General features: G+C 24.3%; 17 protein-coding genes. All 17 read left to right on the top strand.

Annotated elements, in window-relative coordinates:
* The first annotated feature begins 31 nt into the window (after positions 1-31).
* Positions 32-2788: a glycosyltransferase gene (locus BQ5344_RS02710; RefSeq protein ID WP_071124062.1), complete on the top strand. Its 2757-nt coding sequence runs from the start codon at positions 32-34 to the stop codon at positions 2786-2788.
* A gap of 35 nt (positions 2789-2823) precedes the next feature.
* Positions 2824-3873: an acyltransferase family protein gene (locus tag BQ5344_RS02705; protein WP_071124061.1), complete on the top strand. Its 1050-nt coding sequence runs from the start codon at positions 2824-2826 to the stop codon at positions 3871-3873.
* A 16-nt stretch (positions 3874-3889) separates the two neighbouring features.
* On the top strand, positions 3890-4663 hold the full coding sequence (locus tag BQ5344_RS02700; RefSeq protein WP_071124060.1) for an ABC transporter permease: 774 nt from the start codon (positions 3890-3892) through the stop codon (positions 4661-4663).
* Positions 4663-5403, top strand: coding sequence for an ABC transporter ATP-binding protein (locus tag BQ5344_RS02695; protein ID WP_071124059.1), 741 nt, complete (start codon positions 4663-4665; stop codon positions 5401-5403). The genes BQ5344_RS02700 and BQ5344_RS02695 overlap by 1 nt, the downstream gene beginning before the upstream one ends.
* Before the next feature lie 33 nt (positions 5404-5436).
* The gene (locus BQ5344_RS02690; RefSeq protein ID WP_071124058.1) at positions 5437-7749 is read left to right on the top strand and encodes a hypothetical protein; all 2313 of its coding nucleotides are present in this window, start codon (positions 5437-5439) and stop codon (positions 7747-7749) included.
* A gap of 40 nt (positions 7750-7789) precedes the next feature.
* Entirely contained in the window at positions 7790-8170 is a 381-nt protein-coding gene (locus tag BQ5344_RS02685) for a GtrA family protein (RefSeq protein ID WP_071124057.1), read from the top strand.
* A gap of 52 nt (positions 8171-8222) precedes the next feature.
* Positions 8223-8927, top strand: coding sequence for a glycosyltransferase family 2 protein (locus BQ5344_RS02680; protein WP_071124056.1), 705 nt, complete (start codon positions 8223-8225; stop codon positions 8925-8927).
* Positions 8924-9796: a lysylphosphatidylglycerol synthase domain-containing protein gene (locus BQ5344_RS12585; protein ID WP_071124055.1), complete on the top strand. Its 873-nt coding sequence runs from the start codon at positions 8924-8926 to the stop codon at positions 9794-9796. Before BQ5344_RS02680 ends, BQ5344_RS12585 begins: the two co-directional genes overlap by 4 nt.
* 15 nt (positions 9797-9811) lie before the next feature.
* Positions 9812-11284: a hypothetical protein gene (locus tag BQ5344_RS02670; protein ID WP_071124054.1), complete on the top strand. Its 1473-nt coding sequence runs from the start codon at positions 9812-9814 to the stop codon at positions 11282-11284.
* The gene (locus BQ5344_RS02665) at positions 11274-11672 is read left to right on the top strand and encodes an HAD family hydrolase (protein ID WP_071124053.1); all 399 of its coding nucleotides are present in this window, start codon (positions 11274-11276) and stop codon (positions 11670-11672) included. Before BQ5344_RS02670 ends, BQ5344_RS02665 begins: the two co-directional genes overlap by 11 nt.
* 25 nt (positions 11673-11697) lie before the next feature.
* The gene (locus BQ5344_RS02660) at positions 11698-12432 is read left to right on the top strand and encodes a glycosyltransferase family 2 protein (protein ID WP_071124052.1); all 735 of its coding nucleotides are present in this window, start codon (positions 11698-11700) and stop codon (positions 12430-12432) included.
* Positions 12433-12582: 150 nt separating this feature from the next.
* A complete protein-coding gene (locus BQ5344_RS02655; protein WP_071124051.1) occupies positions 12583-13686 on the top strand; it encodes a glycosyltransferase in 1104 nt (367 codons plus the stop codon).
* 110 nt (positions 13687-13796) lie between these two features.
* Positions 13797-14768: a glycosyltransferase family 4 protein gene (locus BQ5344_RS02650; protein ID WP_158662988.1), complete on the top strand. Its 972-nt coding sequence runs from the start codon at positions 13797-13799 to the stop codon at positions 14766-14768.
* A 26-nt stretch (positions 14769-14794) separates the two neighbouring features.
* Positions 14795-15910: a glycosyltransferase family 4 protein gene (locus BQ5344_RS02645; RefSeq protein ID WP_071124263.1), complete on the top strand. Its 1116-nt coding sequence runs from the start codon at positions 14795-14797 to the stop codon at positions 15908-15910.
* A 25-nt stretch (positions 15911-15935) separates the two neighbouring features.
* Positions 15936-16541, top strand: a complete 606-nt coding sequence (locus tag BQ5344_RS12545) for a DapH/DapD/GlmU-related protein (RefSeq protein WP_071124049.1) — start codon at positions 15936-15938, stop codon at positions 16539-16541.
* Between the two features lie 81 nt (positions 16542-16622).
* A complete protein-coding gene (locus BQ5344_RS02635; RefSeq protein WP_071124048.1) occupies positions 16623-17462 on the top strand; it encodes a glycosyltransferase family 2 protein in 840 nt (279 codons plus the stop codon).
* Positions 17463-17495: 33 nt separating this feature from the next.
* Positions 17496-18353, top strand: coding sequence for an NAD-dependent epimerase/dehydratase family protein (locus tag BQ5344_RS02630; RefSeq protein ID WP_071124047.1), 858 nt, complete (start codon positions 17496-17498; stop codon positions 18351-18353).
* Positions 18354-18587: the final 234 nt, after the last annotated feature.

The raw sequence follows: 18587 nt of genomic DNA, 5'->3' as shown, positions 1-18587 counted from the left end.
ATAATAAAGTAAAATAGGAGGAGTATAAAAAGTGTCAATTTGGATGGATTTAACAAATACAATGCGTATCTGGGATGGTGGATGTGTTGGAATTGTCAGAGCGGAACTAGAGATAGCTAAAAATTTAAAAAAAGAAAATCCAGAGATTCGTTTTTGTGTAAGTGAAGAAATAGGATTTTCTGAAATAAAATCGGAAGAATTAGAGTGGCTTTGGAAGTCAGATAGTGTTTCAGATGCATATATTAAACATTTCAATAGAAATAATAAAAGTAATGAATTTGAAATGCCAGAAGGTCTAAAAAAAGCAATAAATACATCAACAGCTAGAATAGAACGAGCTAAAATATTAAAAAAAATAATACATTCTAAATTACATGGAATAAAAAAAATACTAGCAATAATTATTACAAATTTAATTTATATACCATTAAAAATAATTTCTAAATTCAATAATGGATTTCGAAATAAATTAATTAATAAAAAAGACAATTATGAATTCACTCACCCTTTTAAAGAGGGTGATATAATTTTTTCTTGTGGTTGGTATACAAGTAATAAAGAATATCAATACTCAAGATTAAAATCATCATTGCAGAATATAAAGTTAATTTATTTAGTTTATGATTTAGTATTAGTAAAAAAAGGCTTAAAACATCTTTATGACGGTCAAAAAATCTTTTCAAAATACCTGACATGGATTTCCACAAACTGTGATTACATTTTTTATGGCGGAGAAACTGCTAAAAAAGATGCGGAAGAGTTCTTTAAAGAAAATAAATTACCAATAAAAAAAGGTTTTCCTGTAAAATTTGGTTCTAACATAATAAGAAGTACTGGTAGTTGTTCAAAAGAAGATGTTTTAAAGAAATATAGTATATCGGATGATTATATTTTAGCAGTAGGTTCAATAGATCCGAAAAAAAATTATATGACAATATATAGGGCGTACAAACTAATGTTACAATCATTGCCTGAAGAAAAAATACCGCAACTGGTAATTGTTGGAGGTCATCCAACTGGACTGACAGGAGAGTTTATAGAAAATGATACAGAGCTATCTAAAAAAATAACATTAATAACACCTTCAGATGAAGAATTAGATGTTATCTATAGAAATTGTAAATTTACTATATTACCAACTGTTTATGAAGGATGGAGCCTGACATTACCTGAGTCTTTAAGTTATGGTAAATTTTGTTTATGTTCAGATGTTGCACCTCTAAGAGAAATAGCAGGTGAATTGTCAGATTATGTTGAAACAATGGATTCAGTAGAGTGGATGAATAAAATATTGTATTATAATGAGAATAATGAGATATTAAAATCCTATTCTGAAAAAATAGAAAAAAATTGGAAATCAATAACTTGGAAAGATTGCGGTCAAAAAGTAAATGAATATTTATTGCAAATAGCTGATGAAAATTTAAAATATAATGGAAAAATTTATTATGACTTGACTTTGATATGGCATTCAATTTTTTCAAAATCTAATGTAAGCGGAATATTAAGAACGCAGTTACAATTAGCTAAAAATTTAATCAGTGAAATAAATAATATAGAGTACATTGTACTATTGGATGATAAGTACATAATTTTAGATAAATACTCAATAAATCAATTATTTTCCAGTAAATCTATAGAAGAAGGTTTTAAGGAATTGAGTCATCAGATTAAATGGTTAACAACTCAAAAATCATCAGCAATTTATGAAAAGAAAAAAATGTTATCACGAAACGAAAAATTCGGAGAAGCAATATGGCTGATGGTTAGTTTATTTCCTTCAAAAATTCAAAAAATGATGGTAAAGCATATAAATAAAATAAAAGAAAAAAAAGGAATACAAATAAAGAAAACAAGCTATTTACTTCCCTTTAAGGAAAAAGACATATTTTTTTCAGTAGGAGTAGGATATAATGAACATGTTTATGATGTAATAGAAGAATCTAAAAAGAAAAATCAATTTAAATTTTTCCAATTGATTTATGATTTTACTCCAACTATTGTTCCGCAAACACATAAGGAAGAAACTAAGATATTTTACAAAGTATTTTTAGATAGAACTTACAAACTTAGTGATGCAGTATTTTATGGCGGAAAAACAGCTATGTTAGATGGATTAAAATATGCTAAGGACAACAGTCTTCCAGAAAGAGAAGGGATACCGGTAAAATTTGGAAGTGATGTTACAGTAAAATTGAATTTAGATGATAAAAAATTAAGAGAAAAAGTATTTGAAAAGTATAATATTGATAAATCTTATATTATGGCAGTTGGTTCTATAGAAGCCAGAAAAAATCATGATATACTATATCAGGCGTATTTGGAATTAATGAAAATGGCTGAAGACTTACCTCAAATGATTTTCTGCGGATATCCTGGATGGAAAACTGAAGAACTGCTAGAGAGATTAGAAAGAGACGAAAGAATAAAAAATAAAATAATTATAATAACTCCAAATGACATAGAATTAGAAATCTTATATAAAAATAGTTTATTTACAGTGTTAGCTAGTTTATATGAAGGATGGAGTCTGACTTTGCCAGAAAGTTTAAATTATGGGAAGTTTTGTATTGCTTCAGATGTTGCACCTCTTAAAGAGATAGGTGGAGATTTTATTGATTATGCAAACCCTTATAATGCAAAAGAATGGGCAGAGAAAATATTATATTATTATAAAAATTTAGATAAATTAGAAGAAAAAAATAGAAATATAGAAGAAAATTGGAAGTCTATTACATGGGAAGAATGTGCTAAAAATGTAGCAAAGGAATTGAAAAATTTCTATTAATTAAAAAATAATTATTTAGAAGGAAGGTGTAATTTTTGAAAAAAGAATTGAACGCAATAAATTCTTTAAGATTTATATTTATATTTTTGATATTTATTCATCATTTTGATGTATTCAAATTATATAATGATAAACTTTTTTTGGAAAATTGGATTTTTGAAGCTTTTATAGGTGTTCAGTTTTTCTTTATTTTATCTGGCTTTGTTTGTTCATATGGGTATAAAAGTAAGATAATAACAAATAAAGTTTTAAAGGAAGAGTTTTTGATAAAAAGAGTAAAAAAAATTTATCCTATATATATGATTACGATGCTATTGTCAATAATTATTTATAAAATATCATTACAGGATGTTCTATCATCAGTAATTCCATTTCTATTTTTAGTACAGAGTTTTGTTCCTTTAGATGGTTTTGCTTTTAAGTTTAATGGTGTGGCATGGTGTATTTCAAATTTATTTTTTTTCTATATTATATTTCTATATTTTCTAAAACTTCCTCTAAGAAAATTGTTATGGAGTTATGCAATATTCATGCTATCTATAATAACAATAATTATAAAGTTTAACATAACAGAAGAATTAGGAACATGGTTTTATTATGTAAATCCTGTTTTTCGTTTTATAGATTTTTTTAGTGGTGTATTGCTTTATGAAATTTATTTAAGAATACAACAATATATAACAAGAAAAAAAGCAACTATTTTAGAATTTATTAGTATACTAATGTTACTTATTTTTATGTATATCGGAATTAGTAAAATTCCATTAATTTATAGATGGGATATATACTATATATTTCCAATCTCCTTTTTAATTTTAGTTTTTAGTTTTGATAAAGGTTTTATTTCAAAAATTTTAAATAATTCTTTATTAAAAAAATTAGGGAAAATTAGTATGGAATTTTATTTAATTCATCAAATAGTATTAGTCTTTTTAGTTCAAAGATTTTATTTTTCAATAGGTTCTTTTCCTGAATTAAAAATAATATTAATGGCTATGTGTATAAGTGTACTATTTTCATATTTATTAAATAAATATATTAATAAAGATTCTATTTTTCTAAAATTAAAAAAGAGAATAAAGTAATGATTAAGGAGAAAAAATGAAAATATTGAAAGAAATATATAATTATAGGCAGATGATTTATAGTTTAGTTAATAAAGAGCTCAAAGTAAGATATAAAGGATCTATTTTAGGTTTCTTCTGGACATTTTTAAATCCGTTACTACAATTGATAATTTATACAATTGTATTTTCTGTTATTTTAAAATCTAATATAAAAAATTTTCATATTTATCTATTTGTAGGACTTGTTCCATGGATTTTTTTTACAACATGTATTCAAGCGGGATCTGTTAGTATAGTAGCTAATAAGGATTTAGTAAAAAAAATTTATTTTCCTCGAATAGTATTGCCAATAGCTACTGTAAATGCAGCATTTATGAATATGGTTTACACAATGATAGTAGTTATCCTAACAGTATCTTTTAGTGAAGTTGGATTAAGCTGGTATGTTTTATTGTTACCAGTTATCATGATTTTACAATATATAATGGTATTAGGTATTACCTTTATATTTGCTGCATTAGATGTATTCTTTAGAGATTTGGAGTATATTTTGAATATAGTTATAATGGCCTGGTTTTATGCAACACCAATTGTTTATTCAATGGATATGGTTCCTTCAGAATATAGAGGAATATTTTTAATGAATCCGATGACAAGTATTATAATATTTTATAGAGAAATATTGTATTATAAAAAAATACCAGATTTTTCATTTTTTGGAAGTGCTGTATTATATAGTGTAATTATGATATTTGTTGGATATTTTGTGTTTGAAAAATTGCAAAAAAGCTTTGCGGAGGAACTATAATGAAGGAAATAGCTATAAGTGTAGAGAATGTAGAAAAGAGTTTTAAGATTTATAAGGATAAAGGATTTACATTAAAAGAAAGAATATTATTTTTTAAGAGTAGAAATGCATATGTTAAAAATAATATTCTTAGAGGAATATCTTTTGATATAGAAAAAGGAGATATTTTAGGTATAGTTGGAAAAAATGGTTCTGGAAAAAGTACTCTATTAAAATTAATTACAAAAATTATATATCCAGATTCAGGAAATATAAAAATAAATGGAAAAGTATCCAGTTTAATAGAACTTGGAGCAGGATTTCATCCAGATATGACCGGTAGAGAAAATATTTATATAAATGCTTCTATATATGGATTAACCAAAAAGGAGATTGATTCTAAGTTAGATACAATCATTAAATTTTCAGAATTAGAAGAATTTATAGATAGTCCAATTAGGACATATTCTTCCGGAATGTATATGAGGCTAGCTTTTTCAGTTGCAATTAATGTAGAAGCGGAGATACTTTTAATAGACGAGATATTATCAGTTGGAGATGCCAATTTTCAAGCAAAATGTTTTAGGAAAATGCAGGAATTAAAGGATAGTGGAATTACTATAGTTATAGTATCCCATGATTTACATACAATGGAAAAGTTATGTAATAAAGTAATCTGGATAGAATCAGGTAAAATAAAAAGAAGTGGAATTCCCAATGAAGTATTGAAAGAATATATAGAACATACTACAGAAAACTAAATAAATTATTTTAATTTGAAGGGTGAATAGTAAGTGAAGAATTTTTATAATATAAAAAAACAAAAAATAAAATTTTCAAAATCTCTAATTATTTGGATGTTTTTTTTACTTGTTGGGATAGTTATTCCGTCAATAGTGGCAATAAAAAATGAATCACAAAAAGAAGAAGCTTCTAAATTATACAACTGGGAATTGTCGAAGGAATTATCAAAAGGAACAGTTTTTGAACAAAAAGTTTATATTCCAGGGTATATAACAAGATATGGGGTCTTATTTACAACATATGGAAGAAGTAATAAAGGAAAAATAAAAGTTGAATTAACACAAGGAAGTAAGAAAAAAGTAGAAATAATAGATATGTCCAAAATAAAAGATAATGATTTTCATTTTTTCAATCTTAAGTTTTTTCAATTTAAAAAGGGAGAAGCTACCTTAAAAATAGAAGGAATTGATGGAGAAACAGGAAATTCAGTATCTATGCATAAAACAGAAGATATTATGTATGGAGAATTACTTCAAAATGGAGAAAAAACAGAAAAATCATTAGTTCAGAGAGTAGAGTTTTATGAAATAAATACTATAGTAATAGGACAGATTATATTTTTATTTTTAGCAATATCGAGTTATTTTTATTTTTTAAAATTGATAAAAAAACAGAAAAAAAATAATATTAAAATATACATAGTAACAGCATTAATAGCGTTTTTTTTAATAAATATAAAAGCTCCGGTACTATCATTTAAAGCAGAACCTTATGCAGAAGAATTTTATGATTTTTTTTATTATGCCCGTAAAGGAATTACAGGAAATATTTTTAGAATGGAAGGTGGCTATTTTCCTCTATTTCATAGGTTAATAGCAATTTTAATAGCAAAATTAGGATTTAATGCCAGATGGACAATTTTTTTAATGTCAAATGTAGCTATTTTAATTATAAGTTTTGGCTCTTCCATTTTTGTATTACATAGATTTAGAAAATATGGGAATATATTTTTTAGATTTACAGTAAGTATACTGTTTGCGGTTTTTAATATATTTCCATATGCAGAAACTCATACATTTATAGCATTTGCATATATGAATATAATAATGATTTTTTATATAAGTCTGATAGACTTTAATGAATTAAAGAAAAAAAATTATATATTATTAGTGATATTAACAGTATTATTATGTATTTCAAAATTACATTATATTACATTATTACCTGTAGCAATGGGAATTTTAATATTGTTATGGAAAAAATTGAAAATAAGAGATAAAATTTTTCTAGTTTCTATAGCATTATCAACAATGATTCAGTTAGTTTATACATATAGACATACAAAAAATTGGATAAGATTTGATAATGAACCGGCATATAGAATAGTTGGAAGGCATACCACAGTCTGGTTTAGACCAATAGGGAAAATAAAGATTATGGAAATAATAAATATAGGAACACATCAAATTGTACAACAATTTATAAATATATTTAACTTTGGGACAGAACAAAATCAAAATATTCTTAATTTAAATATGGTATATTTAATAATTTTTATAATAATAGCAGGAATTTTAGTATATATCAGTATTAAAAATAAAAATAGAGAAAGTATTATACTGTTGAGTCTACTGTCCCTGATTTTCATTAATTCATATTTGAATGTCATATCTAAGGTATGGAGCGGTTCAAATTTGTGGTCAACGGCATTTGGAGCAATAAATACCAGACATGCACTATTAACAAGGATACCAATGCTTCTTATACTAGTATTAATTCCTTTTATTGTAAAAAGAAATATGGGAGAAAGCAAAAATAATATAAAAATTTTATATAATATTTTAATAATATTTATCATATTAAGGTATTCTCCAATAATAAATAATAATGTTTTTAGATATGATGAAGTTCATTCGGATTGGAAAAAATATTCAAAGTTTTATAAAACCAATAGCTGGACTCTTCCGATTTATCCATTTTTTATAATGGAAAACCAAAAAGGTTATTATATTGGAAAGGAAACTGGGAAAATAGAATACACATATTTTTTAGGTGAAAAATACTATTTAGATGATTTAAATTCAAAAGAGGAAATAACAGAAATGGTATTACCGAAACCGCTTAAATTAGAATATCTGTATACAAAAAGAGTAAGAAATTATAATTTTGATAAAATAAAACTTATAGGATATGATATACAAGGAAATAAAGTATTAGAACTATTACAGCTTAATGATAAGGAAAGAAGTTATATCGGGTTTAAAAACGATTTTCCAAATAAAGAAATATCAAAAATTCAATTTATAAATGAAAATAATAAGAAAGCATATATAGTTCCTGAAATTGTAATAGGAACACCGTAAAAGAAGAATAAAATTTTAGAAAGGAAATATAGAGGAATAAATGATAGAAATTTTTAAATACGGTATAATTGGAGCATTAACTACTTTTTTGAATATCTTTATTTATTTTATTTTAAGAAGTGTTTCGAATCTGAATTATATTTTGTCAAGTATAATTGCATGGATTTTAGCCTTGATATTTTCTTTCTTTGCAAATAGAAACTTTGTTTTTGAAAAAAAAGAAAAATTGAAAAACAAAATCTTAAAAGAATTTTTATTTTTTGCTTTTACAAGATATATAACAGGGGTTTTAGATGTCGGAATTATGGTTATAGGTGTTGAAATTTTTAAACAGGATGATAAATTGTTAAAAATAATTTCCAATATAATAGGAATAATATTAAATTATATAACTTCAAAATTTTTGATTTTTAAAAAATAAGTTGTAAATTGCTATATTTCTGAATTAAGTCCATAAAAGGAGAATAATAATAATGAAAATGTCTATAGTTATACCATGTTATAATGAAGAAGAGAATATACCGATAATTCTTGATAAATTTGATAGTATTTTGGAAAACGAAGATATAGAAATAATATTAGTTAATAACGGTTCCACTGATAATTCAGACGAAGTTTTAAAAAGATTACTTCCTAAATATTTATTTGCAAGAACTGTGCTAGTTCCTATAAATAAAGGATATGGTTATGGTATTCTTCAAGGTTTAAAAGAAGCAAAGGGGGATTTTTTAGGGTGGATGCATGCAGATATGCAGACAGATCCTCAAGATATTATAAGAGCTTATAAAATATTGGAAAAAAATAATTGGAATAAAAATATGTATGTGAAAGGAAAAAGAAAAAAAAGGTCTTTTGTTGAAAATTTTTTTACAATAGGCATGTCAATTTTTGAAACAATTTATCTTAGAGAATTTCTTTGGGATATAAATGGACAACCGAATGTATTTTCAAGAAAATTTTATAGGACATGGATAGAACCTCCAAAAGATTTTTCGTTTGATTTATACGTATTATATATGGGAAAAAAGCAAAAATTAGATTTTAAAAGAATAAATGTACTTTTTCCAAATAGAATTAATGGAGTTTCGAGTTGGAATACTGGATTATTATCTAAATGGAAATTAATAAAAAGAATAATAAAATATAGTATAGAATTAAAGAAAAAAGGTATAAGATGATGATATTGAAAAGTTTAAAAAGAATAAATTTAAGAAAAACTATTTTGAATTACATATTTTTAATATTTATATGTATAGCAACAATATTTTTTATAAATAATGTTACAAAATATGGCAATAATTTTGAATATAATTTAAAATACTTGATATTATTTATTTTATTATATATAGTATCACATATTTTTAGATTTATTAGATTTTTTATAATTTATATCGAAGAAAAAAGAAATTTAAAAGAACTAATAAATGTTTATCTTTCATATACATACGTAAATTATTTTATACCTTTTAAATTAGGAGATTTATTTAAAATTTTGGAAATATCGTATATGCTTGATAATTCTGGAAAGGGTTTTATTGGAACCTGGATAGATAGATTTTTTGATACTTTAATATTAACATTTATTTTAATATCTGGAATAGGATTAAAACAATTTGTAAGCTATAAATTACTTTTCTATTTATCTTCGTTTTTATTTTTTTCTGTTTTTTGTTATCTTTGTTTTAGATATACATATCTGTATACAAATAGAATAATTTTAACAAAAAGTGAAACCAGAAAAGGAATTTATATTTTAAAAGTTATTGAACAAATAAATGAACTATATAATTATGCAAAATATTTGTTAAAAGGGAGAATTCCAATATTATTTTTTATAAGTATATTAGTTTGGATATTTGAAATATCATCTTATGATTTATTTGCTAGAGCTTTTAATTTTGAATTTAATTTTTTAATGATTCCTGAGATATTGACCTTTAAATTATTTGATTCAGTAGAAATAATAAAAATATCTTATATCATATTTGTTATAGGGATTTCTTCTGTTATATTTAGAATAAATATCAGATATTTTAGTAAAAAATAAAAAAGGGGAGAAAAAATGGAAAAAAAAATATGTTTTGTTTATGATGATATAGAAAAACCCTCAAGAATAATTTCTGGAATTATAGGAAACAAAAGATATAGTGAGATTATTTACAAAAAAGTTAAATTTATAGAAAGATTGAAACAAACTTTGGAGAAATTTCATAATGTTCAGATTAGATTTGAATATTTAAAAAACTGGACAGAAATTGAAAATTTAAAAGAAAATTTATTATTTGAAGATAAAGAAGATTCAGAAAAAATATACATTCATTTTTTATCAAGTAATGTCGTAGTAAATGAAGAAAAATTTTTTATATTTTTAGAAAAATGCAAGTATATTAATCAGACAATGGTAGATAATAAATATAACTCTAGTATAATAGTATTTCCAAATATACAAAGTTATTCTGAATATCTAACAAAAAGAATATTAGATAATAATAAAAATCAATTTTTTTTGGATACAGATGAAATTTTACCAAATGATTTTAAAATAAATTTGTCAGAATTAAGAGATTTTTTACTCTTTTTTTCAGGAAGTTTTGAAGCACGGTATTTTAATTCTTTATCAAGTGATAAATATACAATAACAAAGAGTTCTGTTGACAAAACAAAGATGAAAAAGGAGCATGATTTTTATTATATGCTTCCACATCATATGCAAAAATGGATGGTAATGCCATATGATTATAAAGAAAATGAAGAAAGAGCTTCGTATACAATGGAAAGACTAAATATTCCTGATGTTGCATTACAATGGATTCATAATTCATTTAATGAAGAGAGTTTTGAAAATTATTTAAATAAAATATTTGAATTTATAATAAGAAGAGAAAAAAGAGATATATCAAAGGAAAAATTTAATAAAGTTTTTAATGAGCTGTATTATAAAAAAGTTGAAGAACGAATACAAAAATTAAAAGAAATGGAAATTTATGGAGAAATAGACCTATTTATAAAATTTTCAACTGATTATAACTCGATAGATGAAATATTTGCAGAATATAAAAAATATTATAATGAAATTTTTAATAAAAAATTTAAATATATTGAAGTTATTGGACATGGAGACCCCTGTTTCTCAAATACTTTGTATGATAAATCATCTGAAATGCTAAAATTAATAGATCCAAAAGGGGCAGTAAGTGAAGATGAAATGTATACTAATGAATATTATGATTTAGCAAAATTATCTCATTCAATATTGGGAAATTATGATTTTATGAATAATGGTTTATTTACAATAGAATTGAATAATAATTTAAAAATGGACTTAAAAATTGAGAGTGCTAATTTAAAATTATTACAGGATATGTTTATTAAAAAAGTAAAAGAGTATGGATATGATATGGAAGTAATAAGAGTATGTGAGACTTCTTTATTCTTATCAATGCTTCCATTACATATTGATATACCAAGTAAAGTTTTTGCTTTTATACTGAATGCTATAAATATGATGAAGGAGTTGAATAAATATGAAAAATAAAGGCACTTTAGTGGTAGATTTAGATGGAACAATTTGTCCTATAAAAAAAGCAGATGAAAGATATGAAGATTTGAAACCTTATGATAATATTGTAAAAAAATTAAAAGAATACAAAAAAGAAGGATTTAAAATATTAATATTTACAGCAAGACAAATGAGAACTCATGGAGGAAATTTAGGATTAATCAATGTTCATACGTCAAGAATGACAATGGACTGGCTAGATAAATGGGATATTCCTTATGATGAAATAATTTTTGGAAAACCATGGCCAGGAAAAGGTGGTTTTTACATTGATGATAGAGCAATAAGACCTGATGAATTTTTGAAATATAATGAAGAAGAATTGAATAAAATGTTAGATAACGCAAGAGAAAGAATAGATTAAAAAAATATATTATCAGGAGTTATTTATGGGAAATATAAATTTAATAATGCCCATGGCTGGTGGGGGAACAAGATTTAAAAAAGAAGGGATTGAGATTCCTAAACCTTTAATTGAATTGAATGGGAAACCTTTCTTTTTTTGGGCGACTCAGTCAATTGTAAAGTTTGCTAAAATTGACGACCTTATCTTTATTGTGTTAAAAGAGCATGTTGAGAAATATAAAATAGATAGGGAAATTTTAAAATATTATCCAAATGCTAAGTTGAAAATTATTGATCAAGTTTTAAATGGAGCAGTCTTAACATGTCTTAGAGGAATAGAATTGATTAATAATGAAAATCCAGTTTTATTTAATGATTGTGATCACAGTTTTTTGTGTGAAACTTTTTATGATTTTATTTTAAAAAGTAAGGATGATGCTGATGGAGCAATTTTAACATTTACATCTAATGATCCAAGATTCAGCTATATTGAGATAAATGATTTAGGAAATGTCACTAAAACAATGGAAAAAAAAGTTATAAGCAATAAAGCGATTTGTGGAGCATATTATTTTAAAAATAAAAATATATTTAAAAAATCTGCACAAAAATATTTGGATGATTGTAATTATAATGAATATTTCATTAGTGGAGTATATAATATTATGATTAAAGAAAATATGAAAATAAAATATTTTTTGACAGATTTACATATATCTTTTGGAACACCTGAAGAATATAAAGAAGTACAAAATTATAATCTTAAAGAATTTATGTAATAAAGAATATAACTAAAATATCAAATTTATGAAAAATGTATTATATTTCAGATTATCTGAAGGGAGAGCAATTTACTATTAAAATAAAATGAGACAGCTTTGATAGAAGAAACACAAATAATTTTAAATAATAAAAGTGAGAATTAAAACATGGATAAAAAAACAATAATAATTTCCGCTATCAATTTCAGTGAAGGCGGACCCTTAACAATTTACAAAGAATGCTTAAAATATCTTGAAGAAAACTTCCTGGAAGAATATAGAATAATAGCATTAGTTCACGACAGAAATTTATTTTCAGAGTATGAATCAAAAATAGAATTTATAGAATTTAAAGACTCTAAAAAAAGTTACTTAAAAAGAATGTATTATGAGTATTTTTATTTTAAGAAACTTTCGGAAAAATTGAAGCCTTATTTATGGCTTTCATTACATGACATGACACCGAATGTAACAGCTGATAAAAGAGTTGTTTACTGTCACAATCCGATGATGTTTTATAAAATGACAAAAGAAGAAAGAAAAAAATCATTTAAATTATTTCTTTTTTCAAAATTTTATAAATACATTTATAAAATAAATATAAAGAAAAATAATTATGTTATTGTTCAGCAGGACTGGATAAGAAAAGAATTTAAGAAAGCTTTTGGAATAGAAAATGTTATTGTTGCACATCCTGAGGTTAATCTGGAAGATTTAAAGCTAGACACAGATCTGGAAGTAGAAAAAAATAGTTTCATTTATCCCAGCTTTCCAAGAGTTTTTAAAAATTTTGAGGTGATTTGTAAAGCTGCTGAAATTCTGGAGAGTAAAAATATTAAAAATTTCAAGGCTTATTTGACAATAGATGGCAGTGAAAATATTTATTCAAAAGAAATAACTGAAAAATATAGTAAACTGGAATGTATTAAATTTATTGGACTTCAGTCAAGAGAAAATTTAATGAAGTATTACAATAAGATAGAAACAGTTATATTTCCTTCTAAAATTGAGACGTGGGGATTACCGATTACTGAGGCAAAAGAGTTCAAGAAAAAGCTGATTTTGGCTGATTTGCCCTATGCACATGAAACATTGGGAAATTATCAAAATGTTTTTTTCTTTAATCCTGATTCAGCTGAAGAACTAGCTGCAAAAATGGAATCAGTTATTACAGAAAAAAATATTAATTTTGATGGGAATATCTGTAAAAATATAGAACAGCCTTACTGTAATAACTGGAAAAAACTTTTTGAGATAGTTTTAAAAAAGTAATACAGAAAAAATATAAATAATTTTTGAAAGGATAAAAAATAAAAATGAGGAAATGTGTGATATATTTCGGATTTAATAATCCTTTGAAATTTAAAAGAGGAGTCGAAAATGTGATTTTATTTCAGGCTCAATCCTTAGGAGAAAATATAGAAAAATATTATATTTTTTTTGATGATGAAAATGTCGAATTTAACTGGAATGGAATAAATTGCATTGGAATAAAGAAAAATAAATTCAGATTTATCAGTTTGAATAAATTAATAAATAGAAAGTTTAAAAATAAAAAATATATTATACATTCTCATAATTATCTTATGAGCTTTTTTCTTTTAAAAAAAACAGATATTTTCACAGTACATGATGGACTTTATTACCAATCTAATGCAGTAAATCATAAATTACAAAATTTATTTAAATATATCGAGAAGAAAGTTTATAAAAAATCGAAACTAGTACATTTTATTTCAAAATTTTCAAAAGAAAAATCTTTATATGAAGGAAAAAATTTTAAAATTATATATAATACGACTCCTTTTGAACAGGTTATTAAAAAAGATATACCAGAAGATAACTGGAAAACAGATAAAATTAAAATTTTTACTGTCCGAAGCATTGAAGAGAGAGCAGATATTGATTTATTAATAGAATTAGCAAAAAGAAATTATGATATTAAAATAGCCGGTAAAGGGCCGTTATTAGAAAAATACAGGGAAGAAATAAAACAGAATCGCCTGGAAAATATCGAATTGCTGGGATATGTTCCAGATGAAGAAGTTGGAAAATATTATGAAAGCACTGATTTGGTGACAGTTTTAGCAAAATATGGTGAAGGGTTTGGATTACCAATAATAGAAGGATATCTTTATAATAAACCGGTTTTTGCTTCAGATGTCTGTGCTATTCCGGAAATTATAATAAATAAGGATTTTTTAGTAAAAAATAATGTTGAAGATTTAGAAAGTAAAATAGAAAAGTATTATGAAGCAATTCCAGGTTATAATTTTAAAAAATATTATGAAGAAAACTTTTCTTATGATAAAATATTAAAAAAATATAGACAAATGTATGATAAATTTTGTTAAAATTTAAAAAGAAAGTTGGGAATAAAATGAAAAAAATATCGTTAGAATTACAATGGGCTGTCGGGAAAAAAACAGGAGTAGGATGGTATATTTTTAACATTGTAAAAGGATTGGTTCAAAATAATAAAAATGACTATACAGCTGAATTTATAAATTTTATGAATAGACATAATGTAAAAGAGCAAATAAATTATGATGTTAAAATAAAACAAAATAAATTTATTCCATACAAAGTTTATGATATTTTAACTCAAAAGTTAAAAATAAGTCATAATTTTTTGTTGGGAACAAAGTCAGATATATATCATTTTTTTAATTTTACTATTCCAAAAAATATAAAAGGTAAGGTAATAATTACAATTTATGATACTGTATTTTTTTCAGCTCCAGAAACTATGGGTGATATGAAAGCTATTAGTGAATATAAATATGCTGCTGAGAGATCAGATTTGATTATAACTATTTCAGAAAGTGCAAAATCGGACATTATTAAACACTTTAATGTAGATGAGAAAAAAATACAGATTGTAACACCAGGGATTGACTTACAGAAATATTCATATAATTATACTGATATAGAACTTGAAAATGTCAGAAAAAAATACGATTTACCTCAAAATTACATTTTATATTTAGGAACAATAGAACCACGAAAAAATATCGAAAGAATTGTCAAAGCTTTTAAAAACTATAAAAAAGAAGTTAAAGATGATTTAAAACTTGTAATTGTAGGAAACAAAGGATGGAAATATGAGAATATTATGAAATTAATAGAGTCAATGGGGACAGATATTATAATTACAGGATATATTGATGAAGAGGATAAAATACCTATTTATAAACTTGCACAGTTTTTTGCATTCCCTTCATTGTATGAAGGGTTTGGAATGCCAGTTCTGGAAGCTATGGCGGCAGGAGTGCCTGTGGTCACTTCCAATGTGTCGTCTTTACCTGAAGTTGCAGGAGATGCCGCAATTTTAGTTGATCCTTTAAGTGAAGATGAAATTTTTGAAGCATATAAAAAAATACGGAATGACAGTAATTATAGAGAAGAAATGATACTAAAAGGATATGAACAGGCTAAAAAATATCAGTGGAAAAATTCTGTAGAAGTTCTCGAAAAAGTTTATGAAAAAATGTAATCAAATAAATATAGAAAGGTAAAACATGGAAAAATCATTTTATGAGTTGTGGAAATTGGGAATTAATTTGATTAAAACAAAAATATTTTTTCCAAAAGCTAGACTAATTCGTTTCCCATTCGATATAAGGGGAAAAAAGTATATAAAATATGGAAAAAATTTTACTACTGGTGTTGGATGTCGAATAGAGGCTTATAATTTTAATAATAGAATTTCAGATGGAAAAAATCCTCAATTAATTATTGGAAATAATGTTCAAATTAATGACTATGTTCACTTATCTTGTGCAGAGTCAGTTATTATAGAAGATAACGTATTAATTGCTAGTAAAGTTTATGTTTCTGATTTGAATCATGGAAATTATTCTTCGTTAAAGAACCCTGAACATTCATGTCCTGATGAAATTGTAAAAGAGAGAAAAATTTTTACAAAACCAGTAAAAATTTGTCAAAATGCTTGGTTGGGAGAAAATGTTGCAGTTTTATCGGGAGTAACTATTGGAAAAAATTCTATAATTGGTGCAAATTCTGTTGTTTCTAAAAATATCCCAGAAAATTGTATTGCTGTTGGAAATCCTGCAAAAGTAATAAAAAAATATAATTTTGAAACAAAAAAATGGGAAAAAATATAAAATTTTTTTAAAATATTTGACTTGTTTGATTAAACTTAAGATGTTATAATCTTACTAAGTAAAAAAAGTGGAGGATTTCGTATGTATGACTTTACAGCTTGTATAGTTACTTATAATACTGATCAAAAAGAATTAGCTCAAATCATAAGTTGTTTTCAAAAAACAAAATTGAAATTTAAATTATGGATTTCAGATAATTCTGAAGAGGATAGTTTGAGAAATTTTATAAACAAACTTTCAGATGATCGAATCGAATATATTTTTAATAATTCAAATAATGGATTTGGATCAGGACATAATGTTATATTAGAAAAATTAATGGGTAAAAATTGCAAAGAAAAAGCAGAATTTCATTTAATATTAAATGCTGATATAATTTTTGAAGAAAATACAATTGAGAAAATAGTTGATTATATGAGAAAAAATTCTGATATTGGGCAGATAGGGCCTAAAATATATGAATCTAATGGAGAGGTAAACAAATCTTGCAGACTATTACCCACACCTTTAAATTTAATATTTAGAAGATTTTGTCCAATAAAATCGGTTGTAGATAAAATGGATTATGATTATGAAATGAGATGGTGTGATTATAATACAATAATGGAAGTTCCAATTTTATCTGGATGTTTTATGTTCATAAGAACAGATGTTTTGAAAACTGTTGGAATGTTTGATACTAGATATTTTATGTATATGGAAGACTATGATTTATGCAGAAGAATTGGTCAAAAATATAAAGTTATATTTTATCCTGAAGTAACAATAGTTCATGAACATGGAAAAGCATCTTATAAAACACGAAAAATGATGATGGCACATATAAATTCAGCTATAAATTATTTTAATAAATGGGGCTGGTTTTTTGATAAGGAAAGAAAAACAAGAAATAAAGAATGCATGAAAAAATATAAAAAATAATCTAGTTTGGTAAATATTCAATTAGGAGAATAAATGAAACAAAAGGTTTTAGTAACAGGTGCTAATGGTTACATAGGAAGAAATGTTATAAATTATTTATTAGATAGTAATATCGATGTAGTAGCTGTTGATATTTCTTTAAATAAAATAATAAGTGAGAAAGTAAAAAAAATAGAAATCAATATATTTGAAAATACAGACTATCTTTTTTCTAATTTGCAAAATGTAGGGACTTGTATTCATTTAGCGTGGCGTAATGGATTTGTACACAATTCTATTACTCATCTTGAAGATATTTCATTACATTATAAATTTTTAAAGAAAATACATGAATTTGGTATAAAAAATATAAATGTTATAGGAACTATGCACGAAATTGGATATTGGGAAGGAGAAGTTGATAATGATACTACAACTAATCCTATTTCATTTTACGGTATAGCAAAAAATAGTTTGAGACAGTCTTTGAAAATATTAGAAGATAGTGATAAGGAATTGTTTATAAAATGGCTTAGAGTATTTTATATACAGGGTGACGATAGAAATAATAATTCTATTTTTTCTAAAATATTACAAAAAGAAGAAGAGGGTGCTAAGACTTTTCCGTTTACTACGGGAAAAAACAAATATGATTTCATCAATATAAGTATATTAGCTGAAATGATTTCAAAAGCAGCTTTACAAACTGAAGTAACTGGAATTATAAATTGTTGTTCTGGTAAACCTGTAAGTTTAAAGGAAAAAGTCGAATTATTCTTAAAAGAAAATAACCTAAAAATAAAATTAGAATACGGTGTATTTCCAGACCGTTCTTATGATTCTCCTGCCTTATGGGGGAATAATAGTATAATATCTAAAATAATAAATAACAACCCAAAAAAAGACTTCTGAGAATTTGTTTTTCTCAAAAGTTTTTTTTTATTAACAAGTTATTTTATTTTTTGTAAGAAAATACATGTATATACAAAAATAAAACTTTACAAATAAATTTTTTTATAGTATAATACTTTCATGTACAAATGTTATCAGGAAAGTGAGACATAAAAATGAAAAGTATTATGAAAAAAGACAAAAAATTATATATGATAATGTGTATGAATTTGTAGAGTTTATTTTAAAATTAAT

Source organism: Leptotrichia massiliensis (assembly GCF_900104625.1).
Taxonomy (GTDB): Bacteria; Fusobacteriota; Fusobacteriia; order Fusobacteriales; family Leptotrichiaceae; genus Leptotrichia; species Leptotrichia massiliensis.
Note: the sequence above shows the minus strand (reverse complement) of the source record. Positions and strands in the feature narration are given on the sequence as shown.

Excerpts from the sequence above, each read along its gene's own strand:
- BQ5344_RS02635 (WP_071124048.1), top strand. The coding sequence starts at position 16,623 with ATGTATGACTTTACAGCTTGTATAGTTACTTATAATACTGATCAAAAA.
- BQ5344_RS02670 (WP_071124054.1), top strand. The coding sequence starts at position 9,812 with ATGGAAAAAAAAATATGTTTTGTTTATGATGATATAGAAAAACCCTCA.
- BQ5344_RS02665 (WP_071124053.1), top strand. The coding sequence starts at position 11,274 with ATGAAAAATAAAGGCACTTTAGTGGTAGATTTAGATGGAACAATTTGT.
- BQ5344_RS12545 (WP_071124049.1), top strand. The coding sequence starts at position 15,936 with ATGGAAAAATCATTTTATGAGTTGTGGAAATTGGGAATTAATTTGATT.
- BQ5344_RS12585 (WP_071124055.1), top strand. The coding sequence starts at position 8,924 with ATGATGATATTGAAAAGTTTAAAAAGAATAAATTTAAGAAAAACTATT.
- BQ5344_RS02645 (WP_071124263.1), top strand. The coding sequence starts at position 14,795 with ATGAAAAAAATATCGTTAGAATTACAATGGGCTGTCGGGAAAAAAACA.
- BQ5344_RS02680 (WP_071124056.1), top strand. The coding sequence starts at position 8,223 with ATGAAAATGTCTATAGTTATACCATGTTATAATGAAGAAGAGAATATA.
- BQ5344_RS02695 (WP_071124059.1), top strand. The coding sequence starts at position 4,663 with ATGAAGGAAATAGCTATAAGTGTAGAGAATGTAGAAAAGAGTTTTAAG.
- BQ5344_RS02700 (WP_071124060.1), top strand. The coding sequence starts at position 3,890 with ATGAAAATATTGAAAGAAATATATAATTATAGGCAGATGATTTATAGT.
- BQ5344_RS02660 (WP_071124052.1), top strand. The coding sequence starts at position 11,698 with ATGGGAAATATAAATTTAATAATGCCCATGGCTGGTGGGGGAACAAGA.
- BQ5344_RS02630 (WP_071124047.1), top strand. The coding sequence starts at position 17,496 with ATGAAACAAAAGGTTTTAGTAACAGGTGCTAATGGTTACATAGGAAGA.
- BQ5344_RS02655 (WP_071124051.1), top strand. The coding sequence starts at position 12,583 with ATGGATAAAAAAACAATAATAATTTCCGCTATCAATTTCAGTGAAGGC.
- BQ5344_RS02685 (WP_071124057.1), top strand. The coding sequence starts at position 7,790 with ATGATAGAAATTTTTAAATACGGTATAATTGGAGCATTAACTACTTTT.